At 56.0% G+C, this 23,921-nt stretch carries 16 protein-coding genes and 3 tRNA genes; 7 read left to right on the forward strand and 12 right to left on the reverse strand.

Going from position 1 to position 23,921, the window contains the following annotated elements:
• Positions 1 to 26 precede the first annotated feature (26 nt).
• Positions 27 to 785 carry a flap endonuclease Xni gene (gene xni / locus KGP17_RS21265; protein WP_021806119.1) on the forward strand — a complete coding sequence of 253 codons (759 nt, stop codon included), beginning with the start codon at positions 27 to 29 and terminating at the stop codon, positions 783 to 785.
• Positions 786 to 815: 30 nt separating this feature from the next.
• Here the strand turns inward: xni and rlmM are convergent, their stop codons facing one another.
• From rlmM to KGP17_RS21285, 4 genes are all read right to left on the reverse strand, one after another.
• Positions 816 to 1,919: a 23S rRNA (cytidine(2498)-2'-O)-methyltransferase RlmM gene (gene rlmM / locus KGP17_RS21270; protein ID WP_021179890.1), complete on the reverse strand. Its 1,104-nt coding sequence runs from the start codon at positions 1,917 to 1,919 to the stop codon at positions 816 to 818.
• The gene (locus KGP17_RS21275; RefSeq protein WP_024484299.1) at positions 1,912 to 2,307 is read right to left on the reverse strand and encodes a DUF423 domain-containing protein; all 396 of its coding nucleotides are present in this window, start codon (positions 2,305 to 2,307) and stop codon (positions 1,912 to 1,914) included. The genes rlmM and KGP17_RS21275 overlap by 8 nt, the downstream gene beginning before the upstream one ends.
• 52 nt (positions 2,308 to 2,359) lie before the next feature.
• Positions 2,360 to 3,277: a transcriptional regulator GcvA gene (locus KGP17_RS21280; protein ID WP_021806120.1), complete on the reverse strand. Its 918-nt coding sequence runs from the start codon at positions 3,275 to 3,277 to the stop codon at positions 2,360 to 2,362.
• A gap of 508 nt (positions 3,278 to 3,785) precedes the next feature.
• On the reverse strand, positions 3,786 to 4,010 hold the full coding sequence (locus tag KGP17_RS21285) for a YgdI/YgdR family lipoprotein (protein WP_021806121.1): 225 nt from the start codon (positions 4,008 to 4,010) through the stop codon (positions 3,786 to 3,788).
• Positions 4,011 to 4,203: 193 nt separating this feature from the next.
• Between KGP17_RS21285 and csdA the strand changes: the two genes are divergently transcribed.
• Positions 4,204 to 5,409 carry a cysteine desulfurase CsdA gene (csdA, locus tag KGP17_RS21290; RefSeq protein WP_024529486.1) on the forward strand — a complete coding sequence of 402 codons (1,206 nt, stop codon included), beginning with the start codon at positions 4,204 to 4,206 and terminating at the stop codon, positions 5,407 to 5,409.
• Between the two features lie 19 nt (positions 5,410 to 5,428).
• Positions 5,429 to 5,863: a cysteine desulfurase sulfur acceptor subunit CsdE gene (gene csdE / locus KGP17_RS21295; RefSeq protein ID WP_021179885.1), complete on the forward strand. Its 435-nt coding sequence runs from the start codon at positions 5,429 to 5,431 to the stop codon at positions 5,861 to 5,863.
• On the opposite strand, the gene tcdA is transcribed toward csdE, so the two are convergent.
• Together tcdA and mltA are read right to left on the reverse strand one after the other, a co-directional pair.
• A complete protein-coding gene (gene tcdA, locus KGP17_RS21300; RefSeq protein WP_021806123.1) occupies positions 5,854 to 6,660 on the reverse strand; it encodes a tRNA cyclic N6-threonylcarbamoyladenosine(37) synthase TcdA in 807 nt (268 codons plus the stop codon). The two genes, csdE and tcdA, sit on opposite strands and share 10 nt — an antisense overlap.
• A 78-nt stretch (positions 6,661 to 6,738) precedes the next feature.
• A complete protein-coding gene (mltA, locus tag KGP17_RS21305; RefSeq protein ID WP_223498284.1) occupies positions 6,739 to 7,884 on the reverse strand; it encodes a murein transglycosylase A in 1,146 nt (381 codons plus the stop codon).
• A gap of 237 nt (positions 7,885 to 8,121) precedes the next feature.
• Here mltA and KGP17_RS21310 point away from each other — a divergent pair.
• The 3 genes from KGP17_RS21310 to KGP17_RS21320 all read left to right on the forward strand — a co-directional run bounded on the left by KGP17_RS21310 (position 8,122) and on the right by KGP17_RS21320 (position 8,480).
• Positions 8,122 to 8,198: transfer RNA gene (locus KGP17_RS21310), tRNA-Met, on the forward strand.
• A 65-nt stretch (positions 8,199 to 8,263) separates the two neighbouring features.
• A tRNA-Met gene (locus tag KGP17_RS21315) sits at positions 8,264 to 8,340 on the forward strand.
• 63 nt (positions 8,341 to 8,403) lie between these two features.
• A tRNA-Met gene (locus tag KGP17_RS21320) sits at positions 8,404 to 8,480 on the forward strand.
• A gap of 105 nt (positions 8,481 to 8,585) precedes the next feature.
• On the opposite strand, the gene amiC is transcribed toward KGP17_RS21320, so the two are convergent.
• Positions 8,586 to 9,836, reverse strand: a complete 1,251-nt coding sequence (gene amiC / locus KGP17_RS21325) for an N-acetylmuramoyl-L-alanine amidase AmiC (RefSeq protein ID WP_021179882.1) — start codon at positions 9,834 to 9,836, stop codon at positions 8,586 to 8,588.
• 228 nt (positions 9,837 to 10,064) lie between these two features.
• Here amiC and argA point away from each other — a divergent pair, with 228 nt between their 5' ends.
• Positions 10,065 to 11,390, forward strand: coding sequence for an amino-acid N-acetyltransferase (gene argA / locus KGP17_RS21330; RefSeq protein ID WP_021179881.1), 1,326 nt, complete (start codon positions 10,065 to 10,067; stop codon positions 11,388 to 11,390).
• A 74-nt stretch (positions 11,391 to 11,464) separates the two neighbouring features.
• Here argA and dinQ read toward each other — a convergent pair whose 3' ends face one another.
• The 5 genes from dinQ to recC form a co-directional block, all read right to left on the reverse strand.
• Positions 11,465 to 11,563 carry a damage-inducible type I toxin DinQ gene (gene dinQ, locus KGP17_RS28020; RefSeq protein ID WP_371822059.1) on the reverse strand — a complete coding sequence of 33 codons (99 nt, stop codon included), beginning with the start codon at positions 11,561 to 11,563 and terminating at the stop codon, positions 11,465 to 11,467.
• A 402-nt stretch (positions 11,564 to 11,965) separates the two neighbouring features.
• Complete coding sequence (gene recD / locus KGP17_RS21335; RefSeq protein ID WP_223498285.1) at positions 11,966 to 13,822, reverse strand: exodeoxyribonuclease V subunit alpha; 1,857 nt, start codon at positions 13,820 to 13,822, stop codon at positions 11,966 to 11,968.
• Positions 13,819 to 17,367, reverse strand: coding sequence for an exodeoxyribonuclease V subunit beta (recB, locus tag KGP17_RS21340; protein ID WP_223498286.1), 3,549 nt, complete (start codon positions 17,365 to 17,367; stop codon positions 13,819 to 13,821). The genes recD and recB overlap by 4 nt, the downstream gene beginning before the upstream one ends.
• Positions 17,364 to 20,255: a pitrilysin gene (gene ptrA, locus KGP17_RS21345; protein WP_223498287.1), complete on the reverse strand. Its 2,892-nt coding sequence runs from the start codon at positions 20,253 to 20,255 to the stop codon at positions 17,364 to 17,366. Before ptrA ends, recB begins: the two co-directional genes overlap by 4 nt.
• A gap of 292 nt (positions 20,256 to 20,547) precedes the next feature.
• Positions 20,548 to 23,919 (reverse strand): exodeoxyribonuclease V subunit gamma, encoded by a 3,372-nt coding sequence (gene recC, locus KGP17_RS21350; protein WP_223498288.1) that lies wholly within the window; start codon positions 23,917 to 23,919, stop codon positions 20,548 to 20,550.
• Positions 23,920 to 23,921: the final 2 nt, after the last annotated feature.

Raw genomic sequence — 23,921 nt, forward strand, 5'->3', positions numbered from 1 at the left:
AATTTTCTGACGTTGTTGCCTTGCCTATGCCTATACATTTACTGATTGTCGATGCTCTGAACCTAATTCGCCGCATTCATGCGGTGCAAGGCTCCCCTTGTGTCAACGCTTGCAAGCATGCGCTACAGCAGTTGATTCAACACAGCCAGCCCACCCACGCCGTGGCGGTGTTCGACGAAGACGACCGTAGCGAGAGCTGGCGACATCAAATTCTGCCCGATTACAAAGCCGGGCGTTCGCCGATGCCGGAAAACCTGCATCAGGAAATGCCGCAGCTGCGCGAAGCGTTTGCCGAGCTTGGGGTGGCCAGTTGGCATTCGGCTGGCAATGAGGCGGACGATCTGGCTGCGACGCTGACGGCCAAAATTGCCGCAGGCGGGCACCAGGTGACGATTGTCTCTACCGACAAAGGCTACTGCCAGCTGCTGGCACCCAGCGTACAGATCCGTGACTACTTCCAGAAACGCTGGTTGGATATGCCGTTTGTGCAGCAAGAGTTTGGAGTGTTACCGCAACAGCTCACGGATTATTGGGGGCTGGCAGGCATTGGTAGCAGCAAGATCCCAGGCGTTGCCGGTATCGGGCCAAAAACGGCGGTATTGCTACTGCAACAGATGGGGAGTCTGGATGGTCTGTATCAACACCTGGAACAGGTGCCGGAGAAGTGGCACAGCAAGCTGTTAGAGCACCGCGAGCTGGCCTATATCAGCAAGCAGGTCGCCACTTTGCGTACCGATCTGACGCTGGACGGCAATCTGCAACAGTTACGTTTGCCAATAAATTAAGGGCGCTGCCAACAGCAACGCCCTTACGCCTTACTCGCGCTCGTCGCGGCGGCCGGGAATGGCCGACCACATGCGGCGCACGTGTACGGTGATCTCTTCACGATCGTGGTACAGCTGCTTGGCGTGGATCTCTGCGCTAATCCCCTCGTTGGCCAAGGCTTCGTGGATGCTTTGCAGGTTCTGCGCCACCTCTTCGTAGCGCTTCTTCATCGGCAGCTTCAGGTTAAAGATCGCCTCACGGCACCAGCCTTTGAGCAACCATTGGATCATCAGGCTGGTCACTTTTGCCGGCTTCTCCACCATATCGCACACTACCCAGTAGTTTTTGCTGGTGGTCGGCTCAAAGCGGAAGCCGTCGACACGATGGTGGGTCACCTGCCCGGTATCCATCAGACTCGGGGCCATCGGGCCGTTGTCCACCGAATGCACCATCATGCTGCGTTTGACCAACTGATAGGTCCAGCCGCCAGGGCAAGCCCCCAGATCGACCGCAAACATCCCACTGCCTAAACGCTCGTCCCATTCGTCTGCCGGGATGAAAACGTGGAAAGCCTCTTCCAGCTTCAGCGTAGAGCGGCTTGGCGCATCGGACGGGAACTTCAGGCGTGGGATCCCCATATAGAACGGGGAGTTGTTGTTGCTATAGGAATATCCCACGTAGCAACAGCCCGGCGCGATAAAGAACACGTGTACCACCGGGCGAGAGGGATTCTCACGCGCCATCAGCACTTTCTGCTCACGCAATGCGCCGCGCAGCGGCACAGTCAGCTTGCGGCAGAACTTCAGCAGCTCTTTGCTTTCGTTGGTATCCGGTACTTCTACCCGTAATTCACCGCCGCGATCGACCACGCCCATCAGCATGCCGACAATCGGTGAAACCCGATCTTCCGGTGGCAAATCACGCAGCAGTTCTCCCACCACCAGCATCTGGCGGGCAAAGATCAGCTCACGGAACGGGATTTCTTTCGCCAGGCGATCGGCATCGTCCGGCTGATAGCATTCAAACAGCACATAGCCGCTGTTGTCTTTAACCCTGGCAAAACCAAACACTTCCAACTGGGCGGCCTTGTCGGTAATTTCCGCCGCGCACTCTTTCTCAAAGCCTTGGCGGCAGTACAACGCGATCTTATTCATGGCGCTCGGCCTTTTTCCTCAGACGCAAAGCGCCAATCAACATCAATGCCCAACCGATCAGGAAGCAGGTCCCGCCCACTGGCGTGACATAAACCCAAACCTTTTGGTGAGACAGCGCCAGACAGTACAGGCTGCCGCTGAACAACACGGTGCCGAGCGCCAACAGCGCTCCGCTCCAGTAAAACCACAGGCTGACCCGACGCTGCATGGCAACGGCCAGCCCCAGGATCGCCAGAGTATGGAACCCCTGGTAATCAAGCCCGGTGCGGATCCAGGCCATTTCATTGACCCCGAGCGCACTACTCAATACGTGCGCACCAAACGCGCCCAGAGCAACATAGACAAAACCACTGATAGCAGCAAAAATCAGCATAGAACGGCTACTCATCATTATTCACCTTAATCGAGATCCACCAGCCACAACGTCACCGCAGCCGGCTTTATTGTTCATAGCGAAAGCGGAACTTCTCCTGTTCGCTGGCCGCACGCGCCAAGATCCATTGGCGAAAGGCGGCTATTTTACCCAGTTCTGCCTGGCTGTCATGACATACCAGATAAAAAGCGTTTTTACTTACCAACACATCGTTAAACGGGCAGACCAGCCGACCGGCTTCGATCTCGGTTTGCGCCATCACGTTATTCACCAGCGCAATCCCCTGGCCATGAACGGCCGCCTGTACCACCATGGCACTATGGCTAAAGATTGGCCCTTGCTGCACGTTGATATGCTGTAACCCCAGTTGGCGGGTATATGCCAGCCAGTCGCGGCGTGAAGTATCATGCAGAAGCGTATGATAAGCCAGATCGCCCGGCACTTTCAGTGCATGATCGCCCATTAACAGGCTGGGAGAACAAACCGGCAGCAGATACTCCGCGTACAGACGCTCGGCGCGTACTCCCGGCCAGTTGCCACGGCCATAAAAGATCGCCACGTCAACGTCATCCGCCAGCTTTTCTTCTTCGCGGTCAATGGCCTGGATGCGCACATCGATCCCCGGATAAGCTGAGTTAAAGCTGGAAAGACGTGGCACCAGCCACTGAATGGCGAAACTGGGCGGCAGGCTGACGGTCAGAGCCCCCTTGGCACTGCGTGCCTGAAGCTTGCGTGTTGCCTCATTGATCGAAGAGAAAATCTCTTTGATATCCAGGTAATAACTCTGCCCCTCTTCCGTCAGCAACAGAGAACGGTTGCGTCGTCGAAACAGTTTCAGCCCCAGGAAATCCTCCAGAGACTTGATCTGATGGCTGACTGCGGCCTGGGTAACAAACAGCTCCTCTGCCGCCTTGGTAAAGCTCAAATGGCGGGCTGCCGCGTCAAAAACCCGCAGAGCATTAAGAGGAGGGAGACGTTTAGACATTCATTGACCCTTTTGTATGGCAAACTGCGGCGTTGTCGGCTGAACGCGTCCTTACCGCTACCTAGCTGTGCCGAAAAATGCCGCGAGCGCAGGGACACGCCAGAGCGGCCAATTTGCAATTCATCGGCTTTAGTTACATTTATGTAACAAATGACCGCCGGGTTTCGCAAACGAGATCAGGCTGCATGATACATAACGCCACTAGCCCATCCGCGTGGACTATTGCCATTAGTTTTTTTAATCCGAGCCATTATAAATTGTCCGTTGAGCATGCGCCAGTAAATACCTATAGTGGCGACACTTCCTGGGCCGGAACGAAAAGGGATTGGGTGTCGAAGACGCCGATGAACTTTTGGCTTGTGGTTGTGATGTTGTGTTTGCAATTTGTCCGCCAATTCGGACATGGTAGCTAGGCTACTGTTTTTCACTTCCTGTACATTTACCCTGTCTGTCCATAGTGATTTTATGCAGCACCGCCAACTTCGCGGTGCTTTTTTTTGCCTGGAAGTTACTGATTACCTTCAACCATCTCCTTCACATCGGCACGGTTAATCTGCTGCTCAACGCCGTTGGCATCTTTGTAGCTGATCATCCCGGTATCGTCATCCACCTTGGGTTTTCCATCGGCGACAATGGTGCGCCCATCGCTGGTATGCATGACGTAGTTACTTGAGCAGGCTGCCAGGGTAAACGTGAGCATCAGGGCAGAGATAACTGCGGCTGTCTTGTTCATTTGTGACTCCTTGTAGATAAAAATGCTGTAAAAATCATTTCTGTTATTTAAGGGACTCATTCGAACGCCAATATTCAGCATAACAAACTTTCGTCAGATTTCCAGGAAACAGCGACAATTGTTCGGGATAACTTGTCTCTGACGGCAAAATAGGACAGGATCAATGGCTGACAAAGCCACTGATAATCAGCCGATGAAGCCTTTTGAGCCTACCTTGTTCCGCAGCCAGTTCCCGGCCCTTCAACAGGCAGGAATTTATCTGGACAGTGCCGCTACCGCGCTAAAACCGCAGGCGGTGATCGACGCCACGCAGCAGTTTTACAGCGCAGATGCCGCCACCGTACACCGCAGCCAACATCGTGCGGCACAGGATTTGACCCAGCGCTTTGAGCAGGCACGCCAGCAGGTTGCCACCTTGATTAATGCCCCTTGTGCGGACGACATCGTTTGGACCCGCGGCACCACGGAAGCCATCAATTTAGTCGCGCAGAGCTATGCTCGCCCACGCCTGCAGCCGGGAGATCAGATCCTGGTTAGCGAGGCGGAGCATCATGCCAACCTGATCCCGTGGTTGATGGTGGCAGAACAGACCGGTGCCGAAGTGGTGAAGCTGCCGCTTGGCCCCGATCGCCTGCCAGATTTGACGCTGCTCCCTACGCTGTTGTGCGAGAAAACCCGCATTCTGGCCTTGGGGCAAATGTCCAACGTCACGGGAGGCTGCCCGGATATCGCGCTGGCTATTGAGTTGGCCCATGCGGTGAACGCGGTAGTGATGATCGACGGCGCACAGGGCATTGTGCATTGCCCTGCCGACGTTCAGCGGCTCGATATCGATTTCTACGCCTTCTCAGCGCATAAACTCTATGGCCCAACTGGCATTGGTGCGTTGTATGGCAAAACCGCGCTGCTGGCTCAAATGGGGCCATGGCAAGGCGGGGGGAAAATGCTGACGCAGGCTTCTTTCAGCGGCTTTACGCCACAAAAACCACCGCACTGTTTTGAAGCCGGTACGCCAAATATTGCCGGAGTGCTGGGGTTGGGTGCCGCGTTGAGCTGGCTGGAAACGCAGGATATGGCCGCCGCCGAGCAATACAGCCGCGCCCTGGCGCAAAATGCCGAACAGCGTTTGCAGCAGTTACCCGGATTTCGCAGCTTCCGCAGTTCCGGCTCCAGCCTGCTGGCCTTTGATATCGCCGGGATCCACCACAGCGATATCGTCACCCTGTTAGCCGAACAGAACATCGCGGTACGCGCGGGCCAACACTGCGCCCAACCTTTGATCGCCGCATTAGGGGTCAGCGGAACATTACGTGCGTCATTTGCGCCTTATAATACGCCGCAAGACGTCGATGCTCTGGTGCTGGCGTTAACTAACGCCATCGAACTACTGGCGGAATAAGATGCACAACGGAGAACCGATGCTTGCCCCTCACCCTTTTGGCCGTGAAATCACCGCCGAGACGCTGATAACAACCTTCAGCCCGCTAAAACAGTGGGAAGACCGTTACCGCCAACTGATCATGCTGGCGAAACGCTTGCCATCGCTGGCGGCCGATCTACGGCAAACGGAGATGGAACTGAGCGGTTGCGAAAACCGGGTCTGGTTGGGGCACCAGCGGTTGGCAGATGGAACACTGCATTTTTATGGCGACAGCGAAGGACGCATTGTGCGCGGCCTGCTGGCGATCCTGCTGACCGCAGTCGAAGGCAAAACGCCTCAGCAGGTCTTAGCTATCGATCCTTTGGCCCTGTTTGACAGCTTGGCGCTGCGTGCCCAGCTCAGCGCCACCCGAGCCAGCGGCCTGGCAGCCTTGGCGGCCAGGGTACACGCCATCGCTGCCAGCTATGCCTGACGTGCCGCCTTTGCCACCATCTTCTTCAACGCGTGGGAGACGGCAATAAAGCCAAAGGTCGCGGTGACCATGGTCGCCGCGCCAAAACCCGCGCTGCAATCCATTCTTTTCGGCCCTTCTGCAGTACTGCGTGAGGCGCATACTGAACCATCCGGCTGCGGATATACCAGCGGCTCGGTGGAGAAGACGCAGTCGATCCCCAGCTTGCCTTTGCTGTTTTTCACCACGTTAAAGTCGTTCTTCAACCTTTCACGCAGCTTGGCGGCCAGCGGATCCTGGATAGTTTTGGCCAGATCGGCCACGGCGATCTGCGTAGGATCGATCTGCCCACCAGCACCGCCGGTAGTCACCACCGGGATCTTGTAGCGTCGGCAATAGGCCAACAACGCCGCTTTGGGCCGCACGCTGTCGATCGCATCAATCACATAGCTGAAATTATGGTTCAACAGCTCGGCGACGTTGTCCGGGGTAATAAAATCATCTACGCAGGTCACCCGGCATTCCGGGTTGATCGCCAGGATCCGTTCCGCCATCACTTCGGTTTTCGATTGGCCAACATGCTGGCGCAAAGCATGGATCTGCCGATTGGTGTTGGTGACGCAGACGTCATCCATGTCGATCAGGGTGATCGCTCCAATGCCGGTGCGTGCCAGCGCTTCAGCCGCCCATGAACCGACCCCGCCAATGCCGATCACACAAACGTGCGCCTGGGCAAACAGGGCCAATGCCGGCTGGCCGTACAGGCGTGCCGTGCCGCCAAAACGCTGTAGATAGGCCTCTGAATAGGCTGTACTCATTTTGCTTTACTTACCTTGGTTGCAAATAGGCAGGGCCGGAAGATCCGGCCCTGCGGGTCAAGCTATATGTCATCGTTCTTAGCGGGTAACCAGCTGGGAACCACTCGAGGCGGTCAACGGTTGATTGGCGCTAAACAGCTGTGCCCCAGGATTACCGCCTTTCAATACCCAGACCCGGCCATAGTGATTATAGAACCCTGCCGAGTGACCGGCTTCTGGGCCAATCCCCTGGTACATGTCAAAGTGCTGGCCCTTGATGGCGCCACCCACGTCGAGAGCGACCATCAGGCGCATTTCATATTTTCCCGTGAACTTGCCCTTGTTGTCCAGTAGCGGGACTTCTGCCAGCAACGTGGTACCGGCCGGGATCAGAGAGCGATCGGAGGCCACGGAGGCTTTGGCAATCAGCGGCACCGCGCTGGCCCCTTTCACCGGAGCAAAAGGCACCGGGTGGAAGAACACGAACGACGGGTTTTGCTCCAGCAGTTCGCGCACCTCGGCTTCGCTGTGGGTATCCGCCCACTGGCGGATGGCCTGCATTGACATGTCGGCCTTGGCCACTTCGCCGCGATCGATCAGCACCTTGCCGATACTGCGGTAAGCATGGCCGTTCTTGCCGCTATAACCAAAGAACACCAGTGGCTGGCCATTGCCGAAATCGACATAGCCGCTGCCCTGCACTTCCATCATGAAGTTATCCATCAGGGAGTTGGTGTAAGCGATGATGTAACGGCTGTCCAGCGCCCCTGAGTAGATACCGGCACGATCCGGCAGGCGGCGCTTGCCTTTGGCTGGCATGCTGTACAGCGGGTAGCGGAATTCGCCCTGTTGGGTATAACGCGCCTGCAGCACCGGGGTGTAATAGCCGGTGAACTGGACGTTGCCATAGCTATCGACGCCTTCCATCTGATAGGCGCTGAGGCCGAACTGGTTCAGTTGGCGCGTATCCGCCCCCGCCGCCATCCAGTTTTGCACCGCCTGATAGGTGGCGTTATTGCGGTTAAACAGCGACGGCGAAGCGTATTTAATCTCCATCAGCTGGTTGGCGTAATCCTGGCCGTTGATCGGGGCGCCTCTGGCATTGGGGCGATTCACCAACTCCAGCGACTGATCCAGATAACCATCTTTATACTGCTGCCCCCGGTCGGTCGGTTTTGACGAACAACCGGCCAGTACCGCAATCACTAACCCACCGAGCAGGTATTTGCCCCAACGTCCTTTCATTGCACACTCTCTCAGACTGATATGTTCCATACCCAATGGATACGGGTAAACTGGCTGAACGATAACAAACGGCCATAGATAAAGGAATCGCTACCGCTAAAAATTCCCAGCCAGATGATTATGATGAAAAAAAACGCAAATTGGGGACTAATGCAGCATAAAAATGGCTTTCGGTGAATTATATGCAAAAAGGGTTTGCAACAAAATGCCTGGAGAGTATAGTGCGCTTCCATCGGACGCGGGGTGGAGCAGCCTGGTAGCTCGTCGGGCTCATAACCCGAAGGTCGTCGGTTCAAATCCGGCCCCCGCAACCAACCGATACTGTGATAACGGTATCAAAAATGTGTTGGATTCGATGAAAGAAAAGGTATTATACGGACGCGGGGTGGAGCAGCCTGGTAGCTCGTCGGGCTCATAACCCGAAGGTCGTCGGTTCAAATCCGGCCCCCGCAACCAACCGATATGGCAATAGCGGTATCACATGAAGGGTTGGTTCGATAATATCAGTATCAAGACGGACGCGGGGTGGAGCAGCCCGGTAGCTCGTCGGGCTCATAACCCGAAGGTCGTCAGTTCAAATCTGGCCCCCGCAACCAATCTTGATAACATCAGACAAGCACCTTAACGGGTGTTTTTTTGTATCTGAATTTCCCCCTACCTTCCCAATTAACTACGCCGCCCCTCCTTGGGCTACGCCTGGTTTAACGCCGTGCCAATGCGCCACCGTTGGCGAAATAGGCTTTGATCCCGGCCAGAATAGATTGCGCCACCTGCTGCTGAAAATGGCTGGTGCGCAGCTTGCGCTCTTCTTCCAGATTGCTGATAAACGCCGTTTCCACCAGGATCGACGGAATATCCGGGGCCTTCAATACGGCAAAGCCAGCCTGATCGACACGATTCTTATGCAGACGGTTAATTTTACCCATCCGATTCAGCACTTCCTTACCGAATTTCAGGCTGTCATTGACGGTGGCGGTCTGCAAGAGATCGAACATGGTGTGATCCAGGTAGCGATCGCCACTCTTGCTGACTCCGCCGATATCGTCGGCGGCGTTCTGGGTTTGCGCCAGAAACTTGGCGGCGTTGCTGGTTGCCCCTTTGGTAGAAAGCGCAAACACCGAGGAACCGCGTGCCGCACGGTTGCTGAAGGCATCGGCGTGGATCGAGACAAACAGATCGGCCCGCTGCTTACGCGCTTTGGCTACACGTACCTTTAATGGGATAAACACGTCTTCATTACGCGTCATAAACACTTTCATGTTGGGTTCGCGTTTGATCAGCGCACTGAGACGACGGGCAATCTGCAGCACGATATCTTTTTCACGGGTTTTATTTTTGCCAATGGCTCCCGGATCTTCCCCGCCGTGCCCAGGATCGAGCATGATCACAATCGGCCGATCGCGCCCTGCCTTACCGGCCTGTGGTGCTTCTGCCGGTAACGTCCGCTCCAGATCGCCCTTGTTGTAATCTTCCAGTAACGCCAACAGCGGATCATACTCTTCACCGCTGCCCCCCTTGGTAGGATAAAGATCCATTACCAGGCGGTTACGATATTCCGAGACGGGAGTCAGGGTAAACATATTTGGGCTGACGCTTTGCTTGAGTTCCAGCACCAGCCTGACGGTATTCTTGTCAAACTGGCCGACCCGCGCCTGTTTCAGATAGGGATCTTCTTTGCGCACCTGTCCGGCGATGCCTTTAAGCACGCTATTCAGCTGTACCCCTTCCACATCCACCACGATGCGTTCTGGATTGGTCAGGGCAAACTGTTTGTATTTTAGCGGGACATTGGATTCCAGCGTGACTCGGGTATAGGTCGAGGAAGGCCAGACACGAACGGCAATCACATGAGAAGCAGCGGCGAAACCAACGCGACTCACACTCAGCAACCAGGTTGCAGCAACCCCCTGCAACAAACGACGGCGACCCGGATTGTGATTAGAGTTAGGCATGCGGCTCCGGTAAAAATAACGATTAAAAAAACAGCAAAAAAAAACAATGGCAAAAACTTTACCCAATCCATTCACCGCTGTCATCAGAAAATCTTTTTATGATCTTTCAATTTATTAATCAGTTAGCGCATTTGTCAGAAAAATCACTGTCATTTCCTGCTTGCCTTTGGCGCAATAAAAGAATAAAAATACAAAAATACCGTATAAATATGCAAATGAGGTCTTGCCGTGAAGGAACGTAGTACAGAGCTGGTGCAAGGATTCCGTCACTCAGTTCCCTATATCAATACTCACCGTGGCAAGACCTTTGTCGTCATGCTGGGTGGCGAAGCTATTGAACATGAAAACTTTTCCAGTATCGTCAATGATATCGGGCTGTTACATAGCCTGGGCATTCGTCTGGTGGTGGTCTACGGTGCGCGGCCGCAGATTGACGCCAATCTGGCACAGCATAACTACGAGCCGATTTACCATAAGCATACCCGGGTGACCGACGCCCATACGCTAGAGCTGGTCAAGCAGGCCGCCGGCTTGTTACAGCTGGATATTACCGCACGGCTTTCCATGAGCCTGAATAACACCCCATTGCAAGGGGCGCACATCAACGTAGTGAGCGGCAACTTTATTATCGCCCAACCGCTGGGCGTGGATGACGGCGTCGATTATTGCCACAGCGGCCGTATCCGCCGTATTGATGAAGAAGCCATTCATCGCCAACTCGATAGTAAGGCCATCGTGCTGATTGGCCCGGTGGCGGTATCGGTGACTGGCGAAAGCTTTAACCTGACCTCGGAAGAAGTCGCCACCCAGTTGGCAATCAAGCTGAAGGCCGAGAAAATGATCGGCTTCTGTTCATCACAAGGGGTGACAGATGCAGAAGGCAATATTCTTTCCGAACTGTTCCCCAACGATGCACAAAAACGTATCGAGCAGTTGGAAGAGGCAGGTGACTACCATTCCGGCACCGTACGCTTCCTGCGCGGCGCGGTAAAGGCCTGCCGCAGCGGGGTACGCCGCAGCCACCTGATCAGCTATCAGGAGGATGGTGCACTGGTACAGGAGCTGTTTTCACGCGACGGTATCGGTACCCAAATCGTTATGGAGAGCGCCGAGCAGGTACGCCGGGCGACCATCAATGATATCGGTGGGATACTTGAGCTGATCCGCCCATTGGAGCAACAGGGGATTTTAGTCCGCCGTTCGCGCGAACAGTTGGAAATGGAGATCGACAAGTTCACGATTATCGAACGCGATAACCTGACCATTGCCTGCGCGGCACTCTATCCGTTCCCGGAAGAGAAGATTGGTGAGATGGCCTGCGTGGCAGTGCATCCAGATTACCGCAGCTCGTCGCGGGGCGAGATGCTGCTGCAGCGGGTAGAAAGCCAGGCGCGCCAGATGGGGCTACAGAAGCTGTTTGTGCTGACCACACGCAGCATCCACTGGTTCCAGGAGCGCGGCTTCACTCCGGCGGACGTCGACGTGCTGCCGATGCAGAAGCAGGCTTTATATAACTACCAACGCCGCTCGAAGATCCTGTTGGCCGATCTTTGAACGTAGTGGGACAAGCTGAGTAAATGTTAAAGGCCAGGATATGGTTAACCCTGGCCTTAGCTACGTTTCCGCTATCAGTCGATCAACCGGCGGATCAGTTCTAGCAGCGCGACGAGCGCTTTCAGAACGATGAGAACTTTATCGATCAAAGTTTTCATCCGTCTCTCCATCATATGGAGCGAGATCGCCGCTGCTTACCCTTCCATTTGCCTGTCACAACGGCTCCTTCCATTGTTAGTAAGGAAGCACCTCGCTCCGGCCAGAGCACTGAACCCGGCACCACCCGCAATTCAGCCAGGACTTCAAGACGTTATACCGCCATACAGAAGGCTGAAACGAAGCATCTCCATAACTAACTCAATGACTATACAACATTAAATTTTCTCGGGCGAGGCTTGGAACTTGTCCAAAAATGCTTCTCTATGATTTGCCTTTATCCGCCGCTGTTTATATACTGAGCACGTTAGTAAGGGAGCACCTCGCTCTGGCCAGAGTTACCGCTCCGTGCTGGAACACTAAAAAAACCTGACCTCACCAGTCAGGTTTTTTTACGTCTATATGGCAAACGCCCGCCGTTAATATCTCCCAATCTGCAAACGTTCTGCCAAGCCGCTGCGGCGCTGCGTGGGGGTGCGGATAGCGCTTATCAACACCTTGTCTACCGCATAGAGCGACAACCGCTGGCGCGCGCGGGTAATGGCGGTATAAACCAATTCGCGGGTCAGTACCGGCAGAAAATGATTCGGCAGCACCAGCGCCGTGTGGTCGAACTCCGAACCCTGTGATTTATGCACCGTCATCGCATAGGCGGTTTCATGCGCCGGTAAGCGGCTAGGCTGTACCGATTTAATGCTGCCGTCCGGTAATTGGAAATGCACGCGCAGATCGCCGCCCTCACCGGGCAAGGCAATGCCTATATCGCCGTTAAACAGCCCCAGCGCGCTATCATTACGGCCAATCATCACCGGCCGCCCTAAATACCAGCGACCGGCGGGGCCAGGATTACGCCGAATCAAACCGGCACGCTGCAACCCACTTTCGATACGCTCATTCAACCCGGCAACGCCAAATGGCCCTTCGCGCAGTGCGCAGAGCAACTGGAAACGGCCAAAGGCATCCAGGATCGTTACGGCCCCCGCCCCTTCTGCTACCAGCCGCAGATAGTCGCGATAACCAGCAACGCAGTTATCCAACAGCCGTTGATAATCTTCGGTTTCTGCCAGCGGATAACCCGCCACGTCGGCATAGCTGCCATTCAACGCCGCCAAGGCGCGCTTGCTATCGCCAGCATTCACCGCCAAAGCCAACTGGCCAATGCCGGATTTGGCATCAAACCGGTAACTCTTGCGCAGCAGGCACAGGCTATCGCACACCGCTGCCTCGGCCTGCGCTGGCTGCCCTTGCAAGAAGGGGCAACCGGTCAGGCGCGACAACTGTGCCGCACGGGTTTCGCTATATCCCTGCTCGGCAAACCGGCAGATATCCCCCAGCACGGCTCCAGCCTCCACCGAGGCCAGTTGATCGCGATCGCCAAGGAAGATGACTCGCGCCTTGGGGGGTAAGGCGGCAATCAACCTTGCCATCATGGGCAAGTCCACCATCGAAGCCTCGTCCACTATCAGCACATCAAGATGCAGCGGGTTCCCCCGGTGATAGCGCATGCGTTGGCTGTTTGGCTGGGCCCCCAGCAAGCGGTGTAACGTCGCCGCTTCCGTAGGAAACAAGGCACGTTGCTCCGGGGTTAAGTCCAACTGACGGCTAGCGCTTCCCAAGGATTCGGTTAGTCGAGCCGCTGCTTTACCGGTAGGCGCAGCAAGCTGGATACGCAAACGCTCCCCGGCCGCCAACTGCACCAGCGCCGCCAACAGCTTGGCGACGGTTGTGGTTTTACCAGTACCGGGGCCGCCGGAAATAATCGCGATGCGGCGCGTGGCCGCTACCGCTGCGGCAATTTTTTGCCAATCAGGTTCGTCCGTGGCTGCGCCAAATAACCGATCGAGGATGGTGCGCAGCTGCGCTTCTTCAAGTTCCTGTGGCACGCTGTCGCTGCTGATAAAAGTGGCGACGTCACCTTCGCTCTGCCACATGCGTTGCAGATACAGCCGCTGCTGTTGCAGTACCATCGGCGTTGCCGTACTGCCATCGCTAATCGCTGGCGAGACCGCCAGACGCTGTTGCCAACTCGCCACGTCCGGTTGCCCGCAGGCCTGCCAGGCAGCCAAGGCCAACTCTGGCTGGCGGCCACCAAACAGATTTTCCGGCAATAATTGTTCGAGCAACAGACAAACGTGGCCCGCACCGGCCTCCGAGCTCAGGCAGGCGGCGGCCAGCAGAATATCCGGCTCATCATCGTTGGCGACCACCTGGGCAAATTGAACGTCCAGCGGTCGCAAGGCGCCCAGAGCCAACGCCTGATGCAAAATCTCAATCATTGCCCATCCTCAACGTCGACCGTTTCACCGCTAAACAGGCGATCCATTCCTTCAACCAGAGCGAACTCCGGACGACAGGCAAAAATACCGTTGCCCTCATGCTCGGCATCTACCCCGCGTAAAAACAGATAAATTACCCCGCCAAAATGGCGCTGGTAATCGTAATCCGCCAGACGATGCCCCAGATAGCGGTGCAGCGCCAAGGTATAGAGTTGGTATTGCAGATCGTAGCGGTGTTCCGCCATCGCCCGCGCCATCGCCTCTTGGGTATAGGCGCTGCTGTCTTCGCCCAGCCAGTTGGATTTGTAATCCAGCAGGTAATATTTGCCCTGCCAGCAGAACACCAGATCGATAAAGCCTTTCAGCATGCCCTGAACCTGTTGGAAATCCAGCGCCGGGCAGCCAGCAGAAAGGGGATCGTAGCGTTTTACCAGTTCATCCAACTGCTGCGCTTGCAGCAAGCCACCGATCGGCAGATAGAACTGTAATTCTGCCTGCCTGGCTCCCGCCGGTAAGGCAGATAGCGCGACGCCGCTGCTATTAAGTGGCGCATTCAGCAACACCTGCATCCAGCCGGATAATACCGGCAACCAATGCTCCTCCAGCCCTTGCTGTTGTAACTGCGCCAACAGCCACTGTTCATCTAGCGGTTGGGTAAAGTCCAACTCCTCAAACAGGCTGTGCAGGAAGGTTCCAGGTGCCGCGCCGCGCGGGAAAGTATGGGGAGTCAATGCGGGTGGTGTAGCCGTATCGCCCTCACCAACGGCATCAACGTCCAGGCGCGGCAACAGCTCCTGCATCCGGCTTGAGCCATGCTGTTGCAAGCCGGTATAGCTGGTAACCCGCCAGAAATCCTGCATCCTGCGTGGAAACTGCCTGGCCGTCAGTTCTGCGGCGGCGGCCATCTGTGGCTGCCAGCTTTGTTCACCCGGTGCATCCACCAGCGACAGCGCGATGCCCTGAGTTGCCAGCTGTTGCAGGCAGTTTTGCAGATAGGCCGCATCGCCCGCCTGCCCGGCCTGCACCAGATATCCCAGCGCGCTGCGGTGCAAATCCGTATCGCCCTGCTTCTTGCGCGTACCGAGGAACAACGGCGCAATACCGATGCTGCAGTGATACACCGAACGGGTCAGCGCCACGTATAGCAGGCGCAAATCCTCTGCCAACCGTTCCTCTTCCGCCCAGGCCACGCTTTCTTCGTTGGCATTCAGATCCAGCAGGGCTTTAAAGGTCTGGCGATCGTGGTACAGCACCTGTTGCTGCTGGCGGAAATTCCCCACAAAAGGCAGCCATACCAGATCGAACTCCAACCCTTTCGACTTGTGGATGGTGATCACCTGCACCAGATGACGGTCGCTTTCCAGCCGCAGTTGCTGATTGTCCGACTGGCGATTCGGCTGAGCGATCTGCTGCGCCAACCAGCGCACCAGCGCGTGTTCACCGTCCAGCTGCGCCGTGGCTTCCTGCAACAGCTCCCCCAGGTGCATGACATCGGTCAAACGGCGCTCCCCCCCAGGGCTGGCCAGCAGGTTTTCTGCCAGATGCCGCTTGGCCATCACCTCACGCAGCATTGGTAATACGCCACGACGTAACCAGTGGCTACGATATTCATCAAACTCGTTGACCAAATCATCCCAAGCGGACTCGTTATGGTTTAGTCCATCCAGCGTCAAGGCATCCAACCCCAATAGGCCGGTGGCCAAAGCGCAACGCAAGGTTCGCTCCTGTTCGGGAGCCAGTACCGCCTGTAGCAGCCACAGTAAATCTTTGGCTTCCGGCGTATCAAACACGCTGTCACGGTTGGAAAGGTAAACCGAGGGAATGGCCAGCGCGCTCAGTGCATCACGCACCAACGCCGCTTCGGCGCGGCTACGCACCAGAATGGTAATATCCGAAGCCTGAACGTGGCGGCGTTGCTCCCCTTTGACCAGCCAGGCTTCTCCGGCCTGCCCGGCACTCAGCCAGTCGCGGATCTGGGCGGCACACAAGCGCGCCATTAATTGTTGGTAATCACTTACTCCGGCCCCATCCCCAGGTTGCAGCCAAAATTGCATAGCCGGTTGCGGCTTATTCTGCCACTCGAAGACCAGTTCCTGATTCTTCGCTGCGGCAGCCACCTCGATAAACGGGATTTGGCCAAACAGGAACGGTTTTTCCACCTGAGCAAACAGGCGGTTAACGCTGCCAACCATCGCCGGTGATGAGCGCCAGTTGGTCTCTAAGGTATAGTGGGCACTTACCTCTGAACGAGCCTTCATATAGGTAAAAATGTCTGCCCCACGGAAGGCGTAAATCGCTTGTTTGGGATCTCCGATCAGCAGCAGGCCACACTCTTCCCGGCCAACATACAGTTTCTGGAAGATCCGGTACTGCTGTGGGTCGGTATCCTGAAACTCATCGATCATCGCCACCGGATAACGCTGACGGATCGCCAGCGCCAGTTGTTCACCACCTGCGCTTTGCAGTGCCGCATCCAGCCTGCTGAGCAGATCGTCAAACCCCAGTTCGGCACGCTGGCGTTTTTCCTGTTGAATGGAAAGGCGTATTTCGCTCAGCGCCCGTGCCATGATCAGGTCACGCAGGGTCAAGGGTTCGGCAAACAGCTCATCAATCGCCACAAACAGCGGATGCCGCGGAGCCTCACCTTTTTTGGTTTTCTCCAGCAGCACCGATTGGCAGAACTTCTCCAGCTCTTTGGGTAACTGGTAATCTTCGGTTTCCTGCCCCGCCCATTCCCCCACCTTATTCAGCCAGTTGGGTAAATGTTTGCTGCTGTAGCTGCGTTTGTCGACGCCAGACTGACTGATGAGTGCTTCCAGATCGGCCGCCGCCTGCCATTGCGCCTTGAGGGCATCGATCCGCGCAACTATCTGTTCATGGCGCATCAGCACCGTTTCTTCATCTTTCGGTGGCTGACGCAGAGTGGGAGCTTCGCCATGCAGATAGCCCGAGAGATCGCTCAACAAAGCCTCTGGGCCGCTCCACTCCTGACTGACCGCCCGGGCAACGCCCAGTGGCAATGGATAACAGTGACGCCGCCAAAAATCGGCGCAGGCCTGGCGGCGCAACGGCAGTTCGTCCTGCACCAGCGTTTGTTCAAACAGAATGCCCGACTCGAATGCGTTGTGAGTGAGCATTCGCTGACAAAAACCGTGGATAGTGTAGATCGCCGCTTCGTCCATCTGGCGCTCGGCAGCCAGCAATTGCGCTGCGGCCTCTGACAGATCGCCAATCTCCGCCATCAGCGCGGCAAACAGCGGGTCTGAGCTATGCCCGCGTACGCAGGCAATGCGTAATGCGTGGATATTACTGCGAATGCGGCCCCGGAGTTCCTCCGTCGCCGCTTCGGTAAAGGTAACTACCAGGATCTCTTCTACCGTGAGCGGCCGTGGAAACGCTGCTGCCTGGCCTAAGCCAAGCAGCAGGCGCAGATACAAAGCACCGATAGTGAAGGTCTTCCCTGTCCCTGCCGAGGCTTCGATCAGCCGTTCACCAAACAGCGGCAACGTCAGTGGATCAAGCCGCTGAGGAACGCCTTTCGTCATGGCGTCGCCACTTTACGAGGCAGCGTTTTTTGCAGGGACGAGGCGTTAGGATAGGTCACCCAACCCTCACCCGGCGCCGCAAAATCAGCTTTCTGCTGGCTACTGCCACTCACCTGAGACAACAGTGCCAGCCCCTGTGGCTTAATCACCGCCTGATGGAAATAATCCGCCAGCTTGGCAGGCGTCAGAGTCTGTACCTGAGCGATCAGCTTTTCACGGGTATCGAAGGCGAAATTACCGCGATCGAAATCGCTGCTAAAGCGGCCCGCTTCTTCACCTAAGGTCTGTGGACGCTGTTGCAGCTCATTGATCATGGCCTGTTTGTATTGGGCAAAATCGGCATCACTCAACTCACGCAGGCGCTTTTCCGTTTTCGGGTAGAAATCTTGATAGCGCTGGTAGAGATAGGCTGGCTGCTTACTGTTGCTTTGCAGCAGGAAACCAATGCCCCACTGGCGGCCAACCGGCATCGCAAAGGAGAACACCGCATAGCCGAGCTGCTCTTGCGTACGCAATTGGCTGTAGAACCACGGCTGGATGATCTGCCCCAGCAATGAGCTATACGCCATGCTGGTCACTTCGTCATACCCCGTTGGGACATACACCGCCGCCAGCGCCGAATCGGTGCTGCTGCCAGGGCGCTGCAGGTTGGCAAACTGGTTTTTGGCAATCACGACATTTTCGCCGTGCCACCATTCCAGACCAGTACAACCCAGGCTCTGCTTCAGTGAAGAAGCCAACGTGTCCACCTGTTGCTTGCTCATATTGCCCACTACCAGTAACTCCGGCGTGGCCCCGGCCATCAGGCTGTCACGGTAAGCCAGCACGTCTTGCAACGTAATGGTTTTCAGCACTTCGCGGCGTTCGCTACGCTCGGAATAAGGCACGCGGGACAGCATCTGTACCGGCTGGATCGCCAGCTCAAAGGCTTTGCCCTTCTCGGCGGAATCCAACTGTTCCAGATACCAGGATTTCGCCTGTTCCAACTGCTCTTGCGTTGGGGTAAAGCTGGAGTAGCCTTCAATCAGCGAGGTCAACAGCTTTGGAAGACGCTGGGTAAAGCCATTGGCGCTAAACATCAGGCCATTATTAGGCGAGGTTGAGAAGCTAATCCCACCCACAGAAGCCTGATAACTCAACTCATCTAGCGAGATCCCCGCCAGATAATCCATCAACGAGAACAGCACCTGATTACGCGCGGAATCCATGGTTTTGGCGTTACGCAACGCGACAGTCACATCGGCCTTGGGTTCATCGGCAAAATAGCGGCTTGGCATATACAGCACCCGCAGCCCTGGTTGGTTCACCACCATTTCCGGTTTGGTAAACTCATGTGAGGGTTTGTTCAGGGTAAACTCATCCGGAATATAAGGATTCAGCCCCGGCAGAGAAAGTGCGATATCTTTACCCAACTGTTGCCATTTCGCGAAGCGTTCCGCGCTGATTTTCTCGACCTGATAAGGTGCCTCAACAAAGTAAGCCGTTTTGTTGTGTGGCTCATTCGGGCTGATAAACCAGATACGCGCATTTTGTGGCGTCATTTGCCCCAGGCGTTCAGCAATGGCTTCAGGATCGTAGCGATCGGCCAGGTACGGCGCATCCAGCGTATGCTCTACCGGCACGCGCAGCATGGTGTCCACCAGCCATTCGATGTAATTCATGTCGCGGGTAATCGACGGATAGCGGAAATCCAGATTCAGCACATGGGCGATCTCGTCAAAATAACTTTGCTTGATCCCTTCACCACGCAGCATTTTCAGATAGCTGAAGATCGCTGCCACCACTTTGTCACGCTCCGCCAGCCCCTTGTCGGTCAAGGAAACGCTGATTGAGAACACGCCACCGTTGCGATCGATCATCGGGTCGGCACCCGCATTGATGGCATCTGCCAGCCCCTGCTTCTGTAGCCAGTCGGAAAGCGTATTGGTGCTGCGGTTGCCAATCAGGTAGCTGATATAGGTATCGGTTTTACTGCGGAACTCGGCGCTGTTGTTATCGATACGGAATTCGACCTTCAGCTGCTTGCGCGGCTGCGCCGGTACATAATGAATAATGATGCCCTGCTGCTCCGAGGTGACCGCCGGAACGGTGATCGGTGGCACTTTCGCATCGTGATTAGGAATGCGGCCGAAGGTTTTGACCGCCAGCGCTCTCAGTTCAGGCAAGGATTGGTTGCTGTACAGCACGCCCTTCATCAGGTTGGCAGAATAGTAACGCTGATAAAAACTAACCAGTTCTTCATGCAGCTTGCTGCCTGGCTTGTCCTGCAACGTCTCGAGGTTGCCGCCAGAAAAACGTGCGCTAGGGTGAGCCGGATTGAGGGTTTCTGCCCCAACCTGCGCCATGCGCATACCGTCACGAGAGCGCGCCATCGTTAACTCGGCATTCACCGCGTTGCGTTCGCGGTCCGCATTGCCGGGATCCAAAATAGGTTCGGCAATGGCATCGGCCATCCGATCGACAGCGGGTTCTAAAGCGTCATTTTCCACTTCCAGATAGTACGCAGTGCGGTAAGACGCGGTGCTGGCATTGTGGCTACCACCGTGCTTTTTCAAAAACTCGGAGAGGTTCTCGGGTTCTGGATAGCGCTTGGAGCCCATCAGTACCATATGTTCCAGGTAGTGAGCCAGGCCAAGTTGGCTGTTGGGATCTTCCAGCGAGCCTACCGGCAGCGCCAGAGCAGCCAGTGACTTTGGTGCCAACGCGTCGGACACCAGCAGTACGGTCATGCCGTTATCCAGCTTGATAGCCTGGTATTCACGCGGATCGTGATCGCTTTTGTTGATCTTTTCCGCCAGCGGTTGCCAGCCTTGCGCGGCCCAGCTTAACGGCGCCCAAAACATAACCAATAACATCAACCCGGTAATGCGGGTCAACAGTCTGCGCATATCCAAAATAAACCCCTGTTCTCTGGCTGTCTCGCCAACTCCCTGACGGTGACAGCACGGTGCAAAATGACACAACCGAAAGCAATGTCCAATGAAATTCAATTTCTAACTCAACGCATTACGGTTTTAAACACTCAACTCACTATAGCCCACATCGTTGGGGGCGCAGCGTGCGCCACTCTACAACGTATATGCCTATACGTTATGTAAGACCAGACTTAACCTCAATGGTTGAGTATAAAAGCGTAAAATTTTTATCACCTCACTGCGACCTGTGCCACCGTGAGGGGTATTACCCAAGATTATTACGGGCCACGGGTAGCAGGTAACGCTCTGTTTCTTTGAGAATTTGTTCAAGGCGAACATTATCCATTTGGCGGAAAACGCGCTGGGTATAGGGATCTGCTCCCTCGCCCGGGATCCGCTGATCGCCCTGCCAGGCTTGTAGCAGCTTGGCACGCGCCTTGATCTGGACTTCTTCATCCCAGTCTATCTGCTGCGTTTGTGCCTGATAACATTGGCTCAACCAGGCCCACCCGCTTTTATTGAGCAGCATCAGCGGCTGCGACAGGCCACGGCGGTAGCCTGCTACCAGCTCCGCCAACTGCGCGTGGGCATCCTCGCTTGCGAGCGCAGCGAAGCGCCAGGCGGAATTCTTGCTGCCAAACATACGGCTTTCCCCGCTACCGCCAACGCAGCAATACACCAGGTGCTCCAGCCAAAGCAAGATGCCGTCTACGGCCGAAAGCGTTGCCGGCCGCCAGCGCAGCAAGCCATCCTGCTGTACCTGATGCAGCCAGCCGGTGATACGCATGCCCGCCACGTCGATATCCAGCTCCAGGCTGCCATTCTCTTGGCGCTGTTCACGCACCCGCTCGGCCAGCTCCGCCATTTCCTCCTGCTGCTTTTGCCAGTAAATCTCACCGAAAGCCCCGTAAGGTAATCCCCCCGATGCACGCACCCGTTGGTATAACTTGCCTGCGTCCTCCCCCTCGATCAGCGTGTTCAGCAATTGGCTGTTGAACTGATAGCGGCTGAGGTTATCCAGCGTAAAAGGCTCGTCTTCCGGCAGATCGGTCTCTTCCAGAATAAAGTTAACGCCAAGACGTAGCTGGAAGAAGGCACGGATCGGATGGCGGTAAAAACGGAGCAGTTCATCAAGAGAAACCTGGGTTTTCTCTTCCTCCGCCAGCGGTTGATTAAATTCTGGATGTGCAGCGCCACGGCCATCGGCAGCTGCCAACCATTCCGCCGCATAGCTTTGATCTTCACTCCCCGGCAGGAAGTTTTCCGCAGCAAACGGCATGCGGGCATGGCGTTTAAGCAAGTGCTCACCGACCCTGCGTGCGCTGCCGTCTGCATCCAGCCCTTCATCGCCGGGCAGGCAATAGCTTTGCTGCAGATATTCCAACAGTTCAGTGACCAATACGGAAGGATAGCGCTCGCTGTTATCCTGAATGGAACGGCCAATAAAGCTGATATACAGCTGCTGCTGGGCAGAGAGGATCGCCTCCAGGAACAGGTAGCGGTCATCGTCACGGCGGCTGCGATCGCCGCGCTTAATCTGCTGCGCCATCAGGTCAAACCCCAGCGGCGGCAAGGTGCGGGGGTAGACACCGTCGTTCATGCCCAGCAGGCAGACCACCTTGAACGGAATGGAACGCATGGGCATCAAGGTACAGAAGTTGATCTGGCCAGCCAGGAAACGCTGGCTGATACGCTGCTGATCGAGCCGTGCGGCCAGTTCATCGCGCAGCAACGTCAACGGCACGGCATCGGGATAACGCGCCGCCAGGCCAAAGCTGGCCACTTTCTGCCACTGCTCTTCGATCAGCGCCAACGCCTCTTCGGTTTCGCTGTCCGTCTCAAAGAAGCTATTGAGCAGTTGGCGGCACAGCGGCAACCATTCGGCTAACGGCCGCTCTTCACTGAGGATTTGCCGCCAACGGCTGAGTTGTGCCAGCAGATCGGCCAGTTGCCCGGCCAGTTCGGCTACTAATCCACTCGACTCATCGTAAGGTAATACGCCCTGCCAATCTCCGGCGTTGCTGTCCATGGCGTAGCCCAGCAGCATCCGCGTCAGGCCAAACCGCCAGGTATGCTGCCCGGTTGCAGGCAGATCCAGCTCACGCACATTGTCATCATCCAGCCCCCAACGTACCCCGGATTCGCCAGTCCAGTGGCGTAACAGGCTTAAGCCTTCTTCCTGAATCGAGAAACGTGCCGCTAGCGCGGGCACGTCCAACAGCGCCAGTACCTGCTCTGAGGTAAAACGGCTTTGCGGCAGATCCAGCAGGGAAATAAAGGCTTGTAGCGCAGGATGCGCCTGCCTGGCCTTGCGGTCGGAAATGGCAAACGGCAGATAGCGCCCAGCGGGGGCATTGCCAAACACCGCCTGAATATACGGGGTGTAACTGTCGATATCCGCCACCATCACGATGATGTCGCGCGCGGTAAGTTGGGGATCTTCTGCCAGCATGGTCAGCAACCGATCGTGCAGCACCTCGACTTCGCGCTGCGGGCTGTGGCAGGCATGCAGACTGATGGAACGATCCTGCGGATCGAGCTGGCGTTTATTGTCACTGCGCTCCAGGGTTTCCGGCGTGGTGCCGATCAGTGCGTGATCTTCCAGTTCCAGCATGTCGTGCTGAATGGCATGCAGCAAACTATCTGCCGGGATCTCGACAAAGGCATCGACTTCCTGCACCGCCTCCATCTGCGACAGTAAATACAGATGATCGCGCCCCAATTTGCCCCACGAAGCCAACAGCGGATTACTTAACTGTTGTTCTCCCTCGGCATCAAATAGTTGGGCAGCCTGTTCCGGCTGACGGAACAGGCCTTGCTCACTTGCCTGATGATAGTGGCGGCGTTTGCGGCTCTGCAAACGGGCCAGAAAGGCGTAGTCCTGAATGTCGCCCCAGTAATAGCGGCAGGGGTTGGTAAACATCAGATGGATATCAATATGTTTACCCAAAGCCTGCAGCGCTTCCAGGTAGATTGGCGGCAAGGCAGAAATCCCACAGATAAACACCCGTGGCGGCAATCCCGCAGGGCATTGAGTGGCATTCTCCAGGGTACTAATAAACCGGCGATATAAGTTGGCACGGTGCCATTCAGGCTGACCCAGCTCGTGGGTATATTCCACTAGCCGATGCCACAGGGGGGCTTGCCAGCTTTGCGCCTCTGCCAGCCCTTCTACCGTTTCCCCACGCTGCCAACTCTCCAGCCACTGCGGGCGATAAACCAGATATTGGTCAAACAGATCGGCAACACGCCCGGCGAGCTGGTGGAGTTTGCGCTTGTCGGCGTCATCGGTCAGGTAATGCTGTAGAGGAGCAAACTCGGGCCGGGTCAGCATGCCTGGTAGCAGCCACATCAGCTTCCAGGTCATGGCATCTTTGCTAAAGGCGCTCTCTTTGGGTATGCCGGGCAATACCTTGGTGAACATGTCCCAGATAAAGGTCGCCGGGAGCGGGAAAACGATATTCGCGGCAATGCCAAACTGCTCGGCCAGCTGCATCTGTAACCATTGCGCCATTCCGGGGCTTTGCACCAGCACCACTTCCTGTTGAAACGGATCGGCCAAAGGTTCTCTGGCTATCAGCGCGCTGGTCAGCGTTTTCAGCAAGTCCAGTTGATTGGAATGATAAACCGTAAACATGA

Origin of the sequence: Serratia sp. JSRIV001 (assembly GCF_019968745.1) — a bacterium.
GTDB classification, from domain to species: domain Bacteria; phylum Pseudomonadota; class Gammaproteobacteria; order Enterobacterales; family Enterobacteriaceae; genus Chania; species Chania fonticola_B.

Coding starts and splice junctions, on each gene's coding strand:
- xni (WP_021806119.1), top strand. CDS start 27: ATGCCTATACATTTACTGATTGTCGATGCTCTGAACCTAATTCGCCGC.
- rlmM (WP_021179890.1), bottom strand. CDS start 1,919: ATGAATAAGATCGCGTTGTACTGCCGCCAAGGCTTTGAGAAAGAGTGC.
- KGP17_RS21275 (WP_024484299.1), bottom strand. CDS start 2,307: ATGAGTAGCCGTTCTATGCTGATTTTTGCTGCTATCAGTGGTTTTGTC.
- KGP17_RS21280 (WP_021806120.1), bottom strand. CDS start 3,277: ATGTCTAAACGTCTCCCTCCTCTTAATGCTCTGCGGGTTTTTGACGCG.
- KGP17_RS21285 (WP_021806121.1), bottom strand. CDS start 4,010: ATGAACAAGACAGCCGCAGTTATCTCTGCCCTGATGCTCACGTTTACC.
- csdA (WP_024529486.1), top strand. CDS start 4,204: ATGAAGCCTTTTGAGCCTACCTTGTTCCGCAGCCAGTTCCCGGCCCTT.
- csdE (WP_021179885.1), top strand. CDS start 5,429: ATGCTTGCCCCTCACCCTTTTGGCCGTGAAATCACCGCCGAGACGCTG.
- tcdA (WP_021806123.1), bottom strand. CDS start 6,660: ATGAGTACAGCCTATTCAGAGGCCTATCTACAGCGTTTTGGCGGCACG.
- mltA (WP_223498284.1), bottom strand. CDS start 7,884: ATGAAAGGACGTTGGGGCAAATACCTGCTCGGTGGGTTAGTGATTGCG.
- amiC (WP_021179882.1), bottom strand. CDS start 9,836: ATGCCTAACTCTAATCACAATCCGGGTCGCCGTCGTTTGTTGCAGGGG.
- dinQ (WP_371822059.1), bottom strand. CDS start 11,563: ATGATGGAGAGACGGATGAAAACTTTGATCGATAAAGTTCTCATCGTT.
- recD (WP_223498285.1), bottom strand. CDS start 13,822: ATGATTGAGATTTTGCATCAGGCGTTGGCTCTGGGCGCCTTGCGACCG.
- recB (WP_223498286.1), bottom strand. CDS start 17,367: ATGACGAAAGGCGTTCCTCAGCGGCTTGATCCACTGACGTTGCCGCTG.
- ptrA (WP_223498287.1), bottom strand. CDS start 20,255: ATGCGCAGACTGTTGACCCGCATTACCGGGTTGATGTTATTGGTTATG.
- recC (WP_223498288.1), bottom strand. CDS start 23,919: ATGTTTACGGTTTATCATTCCAATCAACTGGACTTGCTGAAAACGCTG.